Here is a 15,005-nt window from a genome sequence, read left to right as displayed (position 1 = left end):
CGGAACTCGGTTGACGTGCGGGTTTTACTGACCAGGTGCGGACGACCATCATCAAGAAGACCCTGCGCGTGCCTCTGTCGGACGGTGCCGCGGGTGATGGCGGCGCGACCGCCAGACAGCTCGACGCGACGCTGATCAAAGCCGGCTTCAAGGCCTCGAAGGCGCTGATCGAACACGTCTCCGGCCTCGCCGACGCCGAGGAGTACGCCGTCACGGTCGTCCGCTCGGTCAAGGAGCTGATCGGCGCGCAGGCCCAGCACAACCCGTACTTCAAGGACTTCCCGCACAACGTGCCGGACACCGTCGAGTTCTGGATGGAGTGCGTCGACGACGCGTTCGGCAAGGGCATCGGCTTCAGCGGGAACCTGCTCGACCTGCCCAAGTACGGCCGCGTCCAGCACACCCACGAGGCGATGCTCGCCGCGCACGACGAACTGATCCCGTCGCTGAAGGACCGCGTCACCGTCCTGCACCTCGGCGGCACCCTCGACCACGAGATCGTCCGTCTCTACCTGGAGCTCGCCGAGAGTGCGATCCCGCTCGGCGAGGACGACCGGGCACTGCTCGGTGAACTGGCGACGCAGTGCCTCGACGCCGAACAGCCAGAAACCGTTCCCACCAGGGAGAACCGCGCGATCCTCAACGCCGCGCGGCTCGTCGCCCAGCGCCCGCTCGCCGGCATCGACACCGTCACCGACGTCCTGCGGCTGGCCGCTGAGGCGTCCGGAGGTGACGTCACGCTGCGGGAACCCACTCGCTTCCGGTCGTTCCGCAGGCCGGAGCGCCGGGCGCTGCTGGCTGCGCTCGACGAGGTCGCGCAGCAGCAGGGCAAGCTCGGGGACGTGGCGCAGAACCGCGAGGCGTGGAAGCGGCTCGGGGAGCGGCTGCACCCGCACGAGCACCCGTTCGAACACGCCCTGGACGTGTTCGCGGTGGCACGCAAGGAAAAGACTGCACGGTCGTTCGCCGGCCAGGTGGAGATGGCGTTCGCCGACGACGACGCCGATCTCGCGCTGCGCATTCTCTCGAAGGCACCCGGCATGTTGTTGCGCCAGGTGGACCGGCTGATCCGCAACGGTGCCTCGGGTGTCGCCGAAGCCGTGCGAACAGCCGCGCCCGATGTGTCCGGACGCGTGTTGGTCTCGGTGCTGGAGCACCTGTCGAACCGCGAACAGCCTGATGCGGCACGAGTGTTCGCGAACCGCGGCCGCAAGGTGTGGATCGCGGACGACACCCGGTCGCCGCTCGATGCTGCGGCCGTCGCCGAGATCACCTCGGTCGTCGAGGACGAGCTGGTGCGCAGGCTGCCGGACTTCTCCGAGCTGACGGTGGATCCGGAGGTGCTCGACGTCGTCGTGCCGATGTCCGGCACGGCCACCGAGGACGGTTTCGGCGTGCTGCCGCGCGGGTCGAAGCTGCGGCTCGACGGTGACGTGCTGCGGTTCTTCGTGCACTGGCGGCAGAAGTCGAAGCGCACCGACTACGACCTGTCCGCGGTGCTGCTCAACGACAAGTTCGAGTACAAGGGGCAACTGTCGTGGACGCGACTGAAGGGCGAGGGCGCCTTCCACTCCGGTGACATCACCGAAGCCGCGGCAGGGGCAACGGAGTTCATCGATCTGCATCGGGACGCGATCGACGTGAAGTACGTCGTGCCGCAGGTGAACGTCTACTCGGGGGAGGGGTTCGACGACGTCGCCGAGTCGATGTTCGGGTTCATGAGCCGCGACCTCGCGCAGATGGGCAAGCCGTTCGAACCGAGCACGGTGCGTGCGCGGTCGTCCATGCGCGGCAAGGGAAAGGTCGCGTTGCCGGTGATGTTCGAACGGGAGGGTGACACCTGGTACGGCACCTGGCTGCACCTCTACCTGCGTGGCGCGTCGTGGGGCAACCGGGTCGAGGAGAACCGCGACATCGTCAAGCTGATCGCCTCGGCGGCGTTGCACCGCAGGTACTTCACCGTGCGCAAGCTCGCGGAACTGTTCGAGCGCAAGGGTTCCACTTCGGACGGTGCGAAAATCCACATTGGACTTGCGCAGTCGGAGGCCGGTGGCGTGACCACCGTGGCCGAACTGGGAAACATGCTGTCGGACTGAGGAGTTCGCTGCTACCGTTGCTGACGCGAGGCCATGAGAGAGCTTCCTTCTAAACTCCGGAACCGGTCTGGTCTTCGGACCGCCGGTCTTCTCAGCCCTCTCGCTCTCCTCGCTCCTGACTTCAGGGCCCTAACTCCATTCGACGGCGATGCCCGCGATACCGGGCCCCACGTCGCCGAAGTACGCGCTGACGACGCCGCCGAGCCCGCACACCAGTTCCTCGACGTCGACCGGCGTGGCGTCGGCCGAGGCCCGGAACTGCTTCATGCAGCGCGCGGGCATCGCGCGTCGGTGGAACGAGAGCTGCACCAGGTAGGAGCCGCACGCGTCGCGGAACGTCCGGTGGTGGCCGGGCGTCGCGCTGCCGGTGTCGTCGACGATCGTGAAGCTGAAGACGTGCTCCTCACCGGCCGCGAGCCTGCGGTCGAACAGCATCTCCACGGCGAGGTTGCGGGAAGCGCTTTCCCGGCGCAGACGCCCCTGCCGGCAGCCTTCGCCGGATCTGACCATGGCGTTCTCGATCAACGAGCCGTCGTCGCCGTGGTGCGTTGCCAGGTACCGATCGGGCCCCTGGCGCACGGCCCGCACGACCAGCCGGGTGGTGATCGAGCGCTGTTCGCGGTGCATGCCCAGTTGGACGGTGTCGTGCACGGACAGCACTTCGAGATCGGCGTTGCCGCGCGCCGCCTCGGGTACGGAGTCGAACGACGCGAGCAGCGGCGCTGGCTCGGGCCAGGTGGCGACCGGGCGTGGCGCGTAGGTGTTGGCGTTGCGCGGGCCGATCAGGTCCAACAAGGACGATGGCGGCAGGCGCAGCACGGTCTCGAGCGCCCGCACGGTGCTGATGGCGCGCGGCACCTCGGGATGGCGCAGGCCGCGTTGCCAGTACGACAGCGTCGACTGGCCCACTTGGACACCGAGTTGTTCGAGGTGAGCGCGCAGGCGAGCGAGCGAGAGGCCCCTGTGGGCGATCGCCTCGCGCAATGCGCGGTGGAACGGCCCGTAGCGCAGCGTCTCGGCGAGCGGGGTCGGTAGACCCCCGGTCGGGTTACCGATCGGTTCGTTGACCGACTCGGCGTGCCCGGATTCCGCGGCCACCGCGGCACCTACCCTTCACACACGCGCCGTGTGACTGTTCACCGTAGTCACTCGTTCTAGTGATCGAAAGATCGGATTTCGCCCGTGTGGGGGACCTGGTGCGGCCGTGTGAGTGGCGGGCCTCGATCCGGTTAGGGTTCCCACGTGGGAAAGCTCGTAGTGATCGAAGGCCTGGACGGGGCCGGCAAGCGCACTCTGGCCAACGGGTTGACCGAGGCGCTGCACGCCCAGGGCAGGACCGTGACCAGCCACGCGTTCCCGCGCTACGGCGTCAGCGTGCACGCGGATCTGGTCCGCGACGCCCTCTACGGGACCATCGGCGACCTCAGCGACTCCGTGTACGGGATGGCCGTGCTTTATGCGCTGGACCGGCGCGGTGCGGCCGACGAGATCCGCAAGGATCTTGAAGAGCACGACGTCGTGTTGCTCGATCGCTACGTGGCATCCAGTGCCGCCTACAGCGCCGCGCGCCTGCATCAGGACGAGCACGGCGAGTTCGTCCGGTGGGTGCGCGAGTTCGAGATCGACCGCTTCGGGTTGCCCGTTCCGGATCTGCACCTGTTGCTCCGCGTGCCCGTCGAGGTCGCGGCCGAACGCGCCGCCAAGCGCGAGCAGGACGACAACACCCGCGCCAGGGACATTTACGAATCCGATGGCTCGCTGCAGGCCAGGTGCGGGGTCGTTTACGACGGATTGGCGAACATCAACTGGCTGTCCCCGTGGCAAGTGGTCGACGGGCGGTCAAACGTGAACTTTTCTTCGCTTCTGGAACCGCTCTTCACTCCTTGAGTGGTCGCTCACGTGCGTACCGGTTGACACGATCGTGTCACCGCCGCGTCACTGTGAGTGCATAGGAGATTACAATTTGAAGCGTGTTCTGCAGCGCCCCCCGGTCGGTGTCGCCCGTACGGCGGTCCTGATCGCTGCCGCCCGCGCAAACGAGCAAGGTCATCTCCGCCGGCTCTTCGACGACCCACTGGCCGCAGGACTCGTGGAGGCCGCCGGCTCCGCGAGCGACCTGAACGGCGTGCGCAACCTCGCGGGCGAGCACTTCGTCCTGCGGACGCGGTATTTCGACGACCAGCTCATCGGCTCGGCCCAGCCGCAGGTAGTGATCATGGCGGCGGGCCTCGACACCAGAGCGTTCCGGCTGCACTGGCCGCCGGGCACAACAGTGTTCGAACTCGACTTGCCCGAGTTGGTCGAGTTCAAGGAAGACGCTCTGCACGATTTACAGGCCCAGCCCACCTGCGAACGGGTCGTCGTTCCCGGCGATCTGCGTGAGGACTGGGCGACAGCGCTGATCCGCGCTGGGTACGACCCGAAGAGGCCCACAGCATGGTTGCTGGAGGGCCTCTTCATGTTTCTGCCGCCGGACGCCGGCGAGCAGATCATGTACTGGGTGAGCGCGCTGTCCGCCCGTGGCAGCACGCTCGCGCTCGAACACGTCAACCGCGCTTTTCGCGAGTTGCCGCAGATGAGAGCCGTGCACGAGCGGTTCGACACGCTGGACGCCCGCTGGCTGTCCGACGTGGAGGATCCGGTCGGGTGGCTGGGCGGTTACGGCTGGCACGCCACGGTGACGCACCAGGTCGACCTGGCCGCGCGGCACGAACGCGCGGTTCCGGCGATCACCGACCCGCGGAAGGTGGGTGATGCGCGCATCTGGCTGGCCTCGGCCATCCGCACGGCCTGACCTGGCTGACCGGACCGGGTGAACGCAGCGACGCCAAAAGGTAACAAAAGGTGAGCGTCCTGCGGATACTCACGCGAGGATCAGGCCAAACGGGGCGAGGTGGGACACGTGGAACGACAGTTCCGTCCGGTTACCGAACGAGCGCACACCGCCACCAGCGGCAACGGACCATGGGTGGTGCGCGAACGCGCGACCGGGAGTGCAACGATGTTGAGCATGAAGGCACGCGTGCTCGTCGTCGATGACGACCCCGCCCTGGCGGAGATGCTGACGATCGTGTTGCGCGGGGAGGGCTTCGACACCGCGGTGGTCGCCGACGGTGCTCGTGCCCTGCCCGCGCTGCGCGAGCTCAAGCCCGACCTCGTGCTGCTCGACCTGATGTTGCCGGGAATGAACGGCATCGACGTCTGCAAGGCGATCAGGTCCGAGTCGGGCGTGCCGATCGTGATGCTCACCGCGAAGAGCGACACGGTCGACGTGGTGCTGGGCCTCGAGTCCGGCGCGGACGACTACGTGGTGAAGCCGTTCAAGCCCAAGGAGCTCGTGGCCAGGATCCGTGCGCGCCTGCGCCGGACCGAGGCCGAGCCGTCCGAGGTGCTGCAGATCGGCGACCTCACGATCGACGTCCCCGGCCACGAGGTGCTGCGCGAGGGCAGGCCGATCCAGCTCACGCCGCTGGAGTTCGACCTCCTGGTCGCGCTGGCGCGCAAGCCGCGTCAGGTGTTCACCCGCGAGGTGCTGCTCGAGCAGGTGTGGGGCTACCGCCACGCCGCCGACACGCGCCTGGTGAACGTGCACGTGCAGCGGTTGCGCTCCAAGGTCGAACGGGACCCGGAGCACCCCGAGGTGGTGTTGACTGTTCGCGGCGTCGGGTACAAGGCCGGCCCTCCGTGACAGGTGGCATATGAAGTTCGTTCGGCCGGTGATCGCCAAAGCGCAGTTCCTCGTCGAGGAGGCGCGCAGGCGGTGGGCGGCGTTTGGTGATCTGTGGCGGCGTTCGCTGCAGTTGCGCGTCGTGGTGTCCACGCTCGCGTTGTCGTCCGCCGTGGTGTTCGTGCTGGGCATGGTGCTGCAGATGCAGATCACCAACCAGCTGCTGAACACCAAGGACGAGGCCGCGGTGCGCCAGGCGATCGCTTCGCGCAACCTCATCCAGTCCGATCTGGTCGGTCTCAACCCCGGCCCGGACAGCGTGCAGACGAGGTTCACCAGCGCCATCAACAAACTCGCTGTCGGTGGTGTCGGAACGGACGCCACGACGGCGGGCGCCGGTGCGTTCGAACCGGTGCTGGCCGACGGGCTGGGGTCCAGTGGCGGCGCCGGGCGGGTGCCGTCCGTGGGGCCGCTGGAGGACGTTCCGCGCGGCCTGCGCGAGATGGTCGAGAACGGCGACGAGGGCACCCAGATCTACACGGTGCAGCGCGGCAGCACGCCCACCACGTTGTTCGTCGTGGGCCTGCCGATGAGCACGTCCGCTCGTTCGATGCAGCTCTACCTGATCTTCCCGCTGACCGCGGAGCAGCGCACTGCGGAGGTCGTGCAGTCCACTCTGGTGGTCGGCGGCATCGTGCTGCTGGTCCTGCTCGCGATGATCGCGAACCTCGTGACGCGCCAGGTGGTGCGGCCCGTGCGGCAGGCGGCCGAGGTCGCGGAACGGTTCGCGGACGGCACGTTGCACGAACGCATGCACGTCGTCGGTGAGGACGACGTGGCGCGCCTGGCCGAGTCGTTCAACGAGATGGCCGAGTCGATCCAGGCCCAGTTCAAGCAGCTGGAGGAATTCGGTCAGCTGCAACGTCGGTTCACCTCCGACGTCTCGCACGAGCTGCGCACACCTCTCACGACGGTGCGCATGGCCGCGGACGTTCTGCACGCCTCACGTGAGCAGTTCCCCGCCGGGCTCGCCCGCTCCACCGAGCTGCTGGTCGACGAGCTCGACCGGTTCGAGTCGCTGCTGGGCGACCTGCTGGAGATCTCGCGGCTGGACGCCGGTGTCGAGGAGCTGACCGCGGACCAGGTCGACCTCCGCGTGCTGGCGCGCCGTGCGCACGACTCGGTGCGCGCGATCTCGACGAGCGCGAACTCGCCCGTGGTGCTGGACCTGCCGGACTCCGAGCTGACCGCGGAGCTCGATTCCCGCCGCGTGGAACGGATTCTGCGCAACCTGCTCGCGAACGCCATCGACCACGGCGAGGGCCAGCCGGTCGAGCTGACCATGCGCGGCAACGCCGACGCCGTCGCGATCACCGTGCGGGACCACGGTGTCGGGCTGCGCAAGGGCGAGGCCGAGCTGGTGTTCAGCCGCTTCTGGCGGGCCGACCCCTCGCGCAACCGCCGCACCGGCGGCACGGGCCTCGGCCTGTCCATCTCGCTGGAGGACGCGCGACTGCACGGCGGCTGGCTGGAGGCGTGGGGCGAGCCCGGCCACGGCGCCGTGTTCCGGTTGACGTTGCCGCGCACGCACGGCGAGGAGTTGCGCGAGAGCCCGTTGCCGCTGGCGCCCGCGATCGAGCTGGAACCCGTTGTGGTGGTGGAAGAACCACTCGTGGCGGAGGAGCCGGGGGAGATCGAGCTGACCGAGGCGGAGATCACCTGGCAGCCCGCGGAGCCGGTGGACGGGCCGCCTGCCGAGAAGTCTGAGGTTTCGGAGGAAGTGCGGTGAAACGGCTGGCGTTGCTGGCGCTCGTCCTCGTGACCCTGACGGGGTGCGCGGCGATCCCGACGAACACGCAGCCGAAGCCGATCGGGCCGAAGGACAGCAAGTCCAGCAACACCTTCAGCGCACCGGAACCGCGGCAGAACATCGACCCGTTCACGCTCGTGCGCGACTTCATCGACGCGACCTCGAACCCCGACAGCGACTACGCGGCCGCCCGCGCGTACCTGACGCCGGACGCAGGCAAGAAGTGGGACACCAAGAACCCCACGATCATCGAGACGTCCTTCGCGACCGTGCCGACCTCGCAGGCGCCGCAGGACAAGACGCAGACCGTGATGCTGCAGGGCAAGTACGTCGGCCGCCTGGGCAACGACAACGCGTTCACGCCGCAGCTCGGCGACTTCACGCGCCAGGTGAAGCTGGAGCGCAACAGCGAGAACCAGTGGCGCATCACCGAGCCGCCGCCCGGCGTCTTCATCCCGCTGAGCCTGTTCAACAGCAACTACCGCCGCGTCACGCTCTACTTCTACAACCCCGAATTCACCGTGCTGGTGCCGGATCCGCGCTACGTCGTGATCCCGCCGGCCACCAGCATCCCGACCCGCGTCACCGAGCTGATGATCAAGGGCCCCGGTGACGCCGTCCGCGACACGCTGGTGAGCTCGCTCGGCCCGGAAACCGACTCGTTCTCCGAGACGAAGGAATCCGACGACGGCGCGTTGGAGGTCAACCTCACCAAGGTGGGCAAAGACCTCACGCCGGAAAAGCGCAAACAGATCGTGGCTCAGGTGGTGAAGTCGTACTCCGGCATCACGTCCTCGCGAGTGCGCGTGCTCGTGGACGGCCAGCAGATCCTGCCGGACCAGCGCGACTACCGGCCGTCCGACGTGTCGGCGACCGCGGGCGAAGCGTTGCTGGCACTGAACGCGAACCTCCAGGGCATGCTCGTGGTGGACGGGTCGATCCGCTCGCTCACCGACGGCAACCCGATCAAGGGCCCCGCCGGCACCGGCACGTACGGCGCGGTCTCCGCGGCACAGTCCCTGGACGGCTCACGCCTGGCCGTGGTCTCCCGCTCCGGCGGCGGCATGCGCCTGCGAGTGGGCGAGCTGGAACAGGACCTGCCCGAAGTGGTGGACCTGCGCGCCACCACGCTCAGCAGACCGACCTGGCAACTCTCCACCAGCCCCAAGGAGCCGGGCAGCGAGGTGTGGACGGTCGTGGACAACGCCTACGTGACCCGCGTGACCCGCTCCGACAACGGCAGCTGGTCCGCCAAGGGCGTCAACATCACCGATATCGCCCCCTTCGGCTCGATCAGCGAGCTGCGCCTGTCCCGCGACGGCACCCGCGCCGCCCTGGTCATCGCCGGCAAGCTCTACGTCGCGTCCGTGGTGCGCAACAACCAGGACGTGGCGCTGCGCTCACCCCGCCAACTCCAGCCCTCGACGCTCGGCGCCTCCGTCCAGTCCATCGACTGGCTCTCGCAGGACGTGCTGGTGGTCTCCTCCTCCCTGCCCTCGCTACCGGTCACGAAGGTCTACACGGACGGCTACAAGCTGGACCGCTACAGCCAGTCGAACCTGACCGTGCCGGTGAGCTCGGTGGCGGCGGCCGCTGCCCGCCAGGTGCAGGTGATCGACCCCTCCGGGCTGTGGTCCGCTTCGGACATCACCGACGTGTGGAAGGCGAGCGGGATCCGGGTCTCGCCAGGCGCGCTGGTCTTCTACCCAGGCTGACCTTGCCCGGCGGTGGTCTGCCGTGGACCTCGCCCGGCCCACGCGGTGCCTGCGTGGCCCCGGCCGAGCGTGCCGGTCACTGCCCCGGCTGGTGCGGTCGAGCCGACGTCAGCACGAGCACCGCGTGAGTGCGCACCCCGGCCGCGCGCAACGCCCGCACACAAGCCGCCGCCGTGGCCCCGGTGGTGACCACGTCGTCGAGCAGCACCGTGGTGCCCGGCGGCGGTCTGCCGTGGACCTCGACCCGCCCCGCGAGGTTCTGTCGGCGGGCCGTGGCGCTCAACCCCACCGAGTCGACCACCCCGGCCCCTAGCCGGAGCACCGGCGCCACGGTCGCGATCTCGACGGCACGGGCGATCCGCAGCATGTGGTCGCCGCCGCGGCTGCGGGCGGCGCTTCGCCGTGACGGTGCCGGGATGAGCGTCCACGGGCCTGGCCCCACCGTGATCAGTGCGGCGGCGACCAGGGCGCCGAACCACGCCACGAGCGCCCGTGCGCCGCGTTCTTTGAAGCCGAGCACGAGTTCCCGTGCGGCACCGTGATAGGCCGCCAGCGTCCACACAGGAGGCCCCACACCGGGCACCTGGAGTCGTAGTGGCGGCCCGAAGTCGTCGAGGCACGTGGCGCAGCAGGCGGTGCCGTGCAGGCCGCAGCCGGCGCAGGACGGTGGCAGGAGCAGGTCGATGGCTGTCATGGGATCAGGATGGCGACGGGGTCTGACAGAAAATCGTGGCCGGGGCCCGGAAACCCGCGATCGGGGCCCGGAAACCCGCGATCGGAGGGCCGACGGGGACTTTCGGCACCGCCCACAAGGGTGAAGTTCCGGTGGCGTTGTCGATCACCACGGGGTCCGAATCGGACCGATAACCCCTGCTGGGGACGAGTTCTGTGACCAAAGACCAAGATCTTGTAACTCGTTTCGACCCGTTTGTCCCAACGTCTGTTGACGGGACGTTTCAGAACTGAGGCGTCCGCACTTCGGGCGCCCCGACACACCCGCGCCGAGTCGCGGCGACACGCCCGTCGCGGACCAGACCAGTGCCCGCGGCTGCCGGTACTGGTTAACGATTATTCACATGCTGATCTGACCAGCGATTATTCCTGGGAATACCGGGTATGACCGCCTCGGGCGTGATCAACGCTCTTGTCCGGCATTGGGCGAAATCCGCCGTTCAGCCGGGCGTGACTGGGTCGTGATCGGGCTTCGGCACCGATCAGTTCAGTTGCAAGAAGTGCGATCGGGTCTCACTTGGTGGTTCGGAATCGATCTCTTCCAGGTTTCGGGAACATGACGCGGGGGTCGCCCGTTGGCTGGGTATGAGGCCGCGACTGGACCCGTTCGACGCAGCGAGACTGCCGTCGAGTGCCGGTCTGGGGCTGCGCCGTTCGGGTGAGCGAGGTGCGGGCTGGTTTGGTTCGGAGCACGCTCGGGAAGTGATTGGCAACGCGCTGTCGTCGCGCTGCGTAGTCACCAAAAAAACTCGTCGTTCCCCCGGCAAGGGGGCTTACGCGACGGTGAATCCCAAGCTAACGTGCACCGCTATCAGCGTTCCCGGCCCGCGGGGAGGAGGCGAACAGCCCATGATCCTGGCGCCGTGAGAGCTGAGGGAGACGACCCTCTGCGACACATCTGCGATCCATGATCGCCACGGCGTTCTGAATGCAGTCCAGCCATAGCTCGCAGCAAAGCGAGGGAGGTCGTGTATGGACATCGTCGTTAAGGGCCGCAACGTCGAGGTGCCCGATCACTACAGGGTGCACGTCGCCGAAAAGCTGGCCCGGCTTGAGCGCTACGACCGCAAGGTCATCCGCTTCGACGTGGAACTTTTCCACGAGCCGAACCGCCGGCAGTCGAAGAACTGCCAGCGAGTCGAAATCACCGGCAAGGGACGTGGACCAGTGGTCCGTTCCGAAGCCTGCGCGGGTGACTTCTACGCCGCGCTCGATGCTGCGGTCGCAAAGCTCGAGAACCGCCTGCGCCGGTCGCACGACCGCAGGCGCGTCCACCACGGGGCACGGGCCCCGATCTCGGTGGCGGAAGCGACAAGCGGACTGGGAGACATCCCCTCCGCAGGCGAGAGCATGACGTCACGCCGCGCGAAGACCGCGGTGCTCGACGCACCCGAGGCCGACTACGAGGGCATGGCGGAAGTGCCCGCGCAGCGTTGGGACGACGGCCTCGATGACAAGTTGCCCGGACGCGTCGTACGCGAAAAGGAGCACGCCGCCAAACCGATGACCGTCGACCAGGCCCTCTACGAGATGGAACTGGTCGGACACGACTTCTACCTGTTCGCCGACACCGAATGCGGGCGCCCGAGCGTCGTCTATCGCCGGAAGGGATTCGACTACGGCGTGATCAGGCTGGCCTGATCCGGTTCCACACACACCCACCTTCGACCGCCGCCGCCCCGCACCCCTCGTGTGCGGGGCGGCGGCGTGCGTCCGGCCAGGTCAGAACCGGCTCGCGCGACCGCCGTCCGGAGTCATCCGTCCGCCGCGCGTTCACCGTGAAGGTGAAATCGGCCGAGCCAGGAACCTTTACGCGGGCCTCATGCGTTCTCCACACCAGTAGCCGAGCTTGGGGGCACGGCGACAGGCGACCTGCGGAAGATCGCAGAAGGGCACCTGACCTGCACATACCAGGTCGGGTGTCCCAATCCGCCTGTGTCTGTGCACACACCTTGGCGACTTGCCTACGATGGGCAGGGGAAAGGCGTCCGACGTGGGCGCGCCGCGATACAGGTGATGAGGTCTATCCAGATGGTGCTGTCCCGACTGCTCCGCTCCGGCGAGGGCAAGATGCTCAAGCGCCTCCGCAACATCGCACAGCACATCAACCACCTGGAAGACGAGGTGGTCGACCTCTCCGACGCCGAGTTGCGCGGCAAGACCGACGAGTTCAGGAAGCGCTACGCCGAGGGCGAGTCGCTGGACGAACTGCTGCCGGAGACGTTCGCCGTCGCTCGTGAGGCCGCGAAGCGCACGCTGGGCCAGCGCCCGTACGACGTCCAGCTCATGGGTGGCGCGGCGCTGCACCTCGGCCAGATCTCGGAAATGCGCACCGGTGAGGGCAAGACGCTGACCTCGGTCATGCCCGTCTACCTCAACGCGATCGCCGGCAAGGGCGTCCACGTCATCACCACGAACGACTACCTGGCCAAGCGCGACGCGGACTGGATGGGCCGCGTCCACCGCTTCCTGGGCATGACCGTCGGCGCGATCCTCTCGGAGATGACGCCCGACCAGCGTCGCGTGGCGTACAACTCGGACATCACCTACGGCACGAACAACGAGTTCGGCTTCGACTACCTGCGCGACAACATGGCGTGGAGCCTGGACGAGTGCGTGCAGCGCGGCCACTACTTCGCGATCGTCGACGAGGTCGACTCGATCCTCATCGACGAGGCCCGCACCCCGCTGATCATCTCCGGCCCGGCTGAGCAGTCCGCTCGCTGGTACACGGAGTTCGCCCGGCTCGCCCCGCGCATGCGCGGCATCGACGTCACCCAGCTCTCCCAGAAGGACCGCATCGAGGTCATCGAGGAGAAGTCGAAGTCGTACCACTACCAGTACGACGAGAAGAAGCGCACGGTCGCCGTCACCGAGCTCGGTGTGGAGTTCATCGAGGACCAGCTCGGCATCGACAACCTGTACGAGGCCGCGAACACGCCGTTGGTGGGCTACCTGAACAACGCCCTCAAGGCGAAGGAGCTCTACAACCGCGACAAGGACTACATCCTCCGCAACGGTGAAGTCATGATCGTCGACGAGTTCACCGGTCGTGTGCTCTCCGGTCGCCGTTACAACGAGGGCATGCACCAGGCCATCGAGGCCAAGGAGAACGTCGAGATCAAGGCGGAGAACCAGACTCTCGCCACGATCACGCTGCAGAACTACTTCCGGCTGTACGAGAAGCTGGGCGGCATGACCGGTACCGCCGAGACCGAGGCGGCCGAGTTCCACCAGACCTACAAGCTGGGCGTCGTCCCGATCCCGACGAACCGCCCGCCGCAGCGCACCGACCAGCCCGACCTCGTCTACAAGAGCGAGGAGGCGAAGTTCGAGGCCGTCGCCGAGGACATCGTCGAGAGGCACGCCAAGGGCCAGCCGATCCTGATCGGCACGACGAGCGTCGAGCGCTCCGAGTACCTGTCGAAGCTGCTGGTGCGCAAGGGCATCCCGCACGAGGTGCTGAACGCGAAGCACCACGACCGCGAGGCGCTGATCATCGCGAAGGCCGGCCGCAAGGGCGCCGTCACGGTAGCCACGAACATGGCCGGTCGCGGTACGGACATCGTGCTGGGCGGCAACCCGGACATCATCGCCGACCACGAGCTGCGCGACCGCGGCCTCGACCCGGTGGAGACGCCGGAGGAGTACGAGGCCGAGTGGGCCAAGGTCGTCGAGGAACTGACGACCCAGGGCAAGGCGGAGGCCGACGAGGTCCGCGAGGCCGGCGGTCTCTACGTGCTCGGCACCGAGCGCCACGAGTCGCGCCGCATCGACAACCAGCTCCGCGGCCGCACCGGCCGTCAGGGCGACCCCGGTGAGTCGCGCTTCTACCTGTCGCTGTCGGACGAGCTGATGCGCCGCTTCAACGCGTCCATGGTCGAGATGGTCATGACGCGCCTGAACGTGCCGGACGACGTGCCGATCGAGCACAAGATGGTCACCCGCGCCATCCGCAGCGCGCAGACCCAGGTCGAGCAGCAGAACTTCGAGATCCGCAAGAACGTCCTCAAGTACGACGAGGTGATGAACCGCCAGCGCACGGTGATCTACGCCGAGCGCCACCGCGTTCTCGCCGGCGAAGACCTGAAGGAACAGGTCGAGCACATGATCGTCAGCGTCGTGGAGGAGTACGTCAACGGCGCCACGGCCGACGGTTACGCCGAGGACTGGGACTTCGAGAAGCTCTGGACCGCCCTCAAGACCCTGTACCCGGTCAAGCTGGACGCGAAGGAACTCCTCGAGTCCGATGAGGACATCACCCGCGAGTACCTGCGCGAGCTCCTCGTCGAGGACGCGCTGCAGGCCTACCGCGACCGCGAGGCCGACATCGACAGCCGGGTCGGCGAAGGCGCTACCCGCGAGCTGGAGCGCCGCGTCCTGCTGTCCGTGCTCGACCGCAAGTGGCGCGAGCACCTGTACGAAATGGACTACTTGAAGGAGGGCATCGGCCTGCGCGCCATGGCGCAGCGCGACCCCCTCATCGAGTACCAGCGTGAGGGCTTCGAGATGTTCAACGCGATGCTCGACGCGCTGAGGGAGGAAACCGTCGGCTTCCTCTTCAACCTCCAGGTCGAAGCAGCCGAGCCGGAGCCCCCCGCCGAGCCCGAGATCCCGGTCTCTCTCAGCGCGGCCCCGCAGGCCCTCCCGCAGGTCCAGGGCAACGGCGCCGGTGGTGGCGCCCGAGCCCGCGCCCGCGCCGCCGCAGCGGCCCAGCAGCAGGCGCAGCAGCAGGCCCAGGCTCCGGCCGGCCCCGCGATGGCACAGCTGTCCAGCGGCAACGCCATTCCGCCCGCCCTGCGCGGCAAGGGCCTCGGCGGCCCCGGCCAGCAGAACCTGAGCTACAGCGGCCCGGCGGAGGACGGCGGCGTGGACCAGCACGGCGAGGCCACCGGCGCCGCCGGCCAGCAGGGCGGTGCCACCCGCAAGGAGCGCCGCGAGGCGGCCCGCCAGGAGGCGAAGAACCAGCGCAAGAAGCGCTGACC

10 protein-coding genes are annotated in these 15,005 nt (G+C 68.0%); 8 read left to right on the top strand and 2 right to left on the bottom strand.

The genetic code is table 11. From position 1 onward, the window contains the following. Positions 1 to 35 precede the first annotated feature (35 nt). Entirely contained in the window at positions 36 to 2,096 is a 2,061-nt protein-coding gene (locus ACWGE0_RS22660) for a hypothetical protein (RefSeq protein WP_452262882.1), read from the top strand. A 129-nt stretch (positions 2,097 to 2,225) separates the two neighbouring features. On the opposite strand, the gene ACWGE0_RS22655 is transcribed toward ACWGE0_RS22660, so the two are convergent. Further along, complete coding sequence (locus tag ACWGE0_RS22655) at positions 2,226 to 3,194, bottom strand: helix-turn-helix domain-containing protein (RefSeq protein WP_452262881.1); 969 nt, start codon at positions 3,192 to 3,194, stop codon at positions 2,226 to 2,228. Between the two features lie 144 nt (positions 3,195 to 3,338). Between ACWGE0_RS22655 and ACWGE0_RS22650 the strand changes: the two genes are divergently transcribed. The 5 genes from ACWGE0_RS22650 (at position 3,339) to ACWGE0_RS22630 (ending at position 9,288) form a co-directional block, all read left to right on the top strand. Then, positions 3,339 to 3,983 carry a dTMP kinase gene (locus tag ACWGE0_RS22650; protein WP_452262880.1) on the top strand — a complete coding sequence of 215 codons (645 nt, stop codon included), beginning with the start codon at positions 3,339 to 3,341 and terminating at the stop codon, positions 3,981 to 3,983. Positions 3,984 to 4,059: 76 nt separating this feature from the next. Next, positions 4,060 to 4,890: an SAM-dependent methyltransferase gene (locus ACWGE0_RS22645; protein ID WP_452262879.1), complete on the top strand. Its 831-nt coding sequence runs from the start codon at positions 4,060 to 4,062 to the stop codon at positions 4,888 to 4,890. A 216-nt stretch (positions 4,891 to 5,106) separates the two neighbouring features. Beyond that, on the top strand, positions 5,107 to 5,784 hold the full coding sequence (gene mtrA, locus ACWGE0_RS22640) for an MtrAB system response regulator MtrA (protein WP_030471262.1): 678 nt from the start codon (positions 5,107 to 5,109) through the stop codon (positions 5,782 to 5,784). A gap of 10 nt (positions 5,785 to 5,794) precedes the next feature. Further along, complete coding sequence (gene mtrB, locus ACWGE0_RS22635) at positions 5,795 to 7,552, top strand: MtrAB system histidine kinase MtrB (RefSeq protein WP_452262878.1); 1,758 nt, start codon at positions 5,795 to 5,797, stop codon at positions 7,550 to 7,552. Beyond that, positions 7,549 to 9,288 carry an LpqB family beta-propeller domain-containing protein gene (locus ACWGE0_RS22630; RefSeq protein WP_452262877.1) on the top strand — a complete coding sequence of 580 codons (1,740 nt, stop codon included), beginning with the start codon at positions 7,549 to 7,551 and terminating at the stop codon, positions 9,286 to 9,288. Before mtrB ends, ACWGE0_RS22630 begins: the two co-directional genes overlap by 4 nt. 76 nt (positions 9,289 to 9,364) lie before the next feature. On the opposite strand, the gene ACWGE0_RS22625 is transcribed toward ACWGE0_RS22630, so the two are convergent. Next, positions 9,365 to 9,982 (bottom strand): ComF family protein, encoded by a 618-nt coding sequence (locus tag ACWGE0_RS22625; RefSeq protein WP_452262876.1) that lies wholly within the window; start codon positions 9,980 to 9,982, stop codon positions 9,365 to 9,367. Positions 9,983 to 10,992: 1,010 nt separating this feature from the next. Between ACWGE0_RS22625 and hpf the strand changes: the two genes are divergently transcribed. Continuing rightward, the gene (hpf, locus tag ACWGE0_RS22620) at positions 10,993 to 11,661 is read left to right on the top strand and encodes a ribosome hibernation-promoting factor, HPF/YfiA family (RefSeq protein ID WP_452262875.1); all 669 of its coding nucleotides are present in this window, start codon (positions 10,993 to 10,995) and stop codon (positions 11,659 to 11,661) included. 390 nt (positions 11,662 to 12,051) lie between these two features. Then, on the top strand, positions 12,052 to 15,003 hold the full coding sequence (gene secA / locus ACWGE0_RS22615; RefSeq protein WP_452262874.1) for a preprotein translocase subunit SecA: 2,952 nt from the start codon (positions 12,052 to 12,054) through the stop codon (positions 15,001 to 15,003). Positions 15,004 to 15,005: the final 2 nt, after the last annotated feature.

It is taken from the genome of Lentzea sp. NPDC054927, assembly GCF_053610285.1.
The sequence above is the reverse complement of the archived record's forward strand: the minus strand, read 5'-3'. Positions and strand labels throughout refer to the sequence as shown.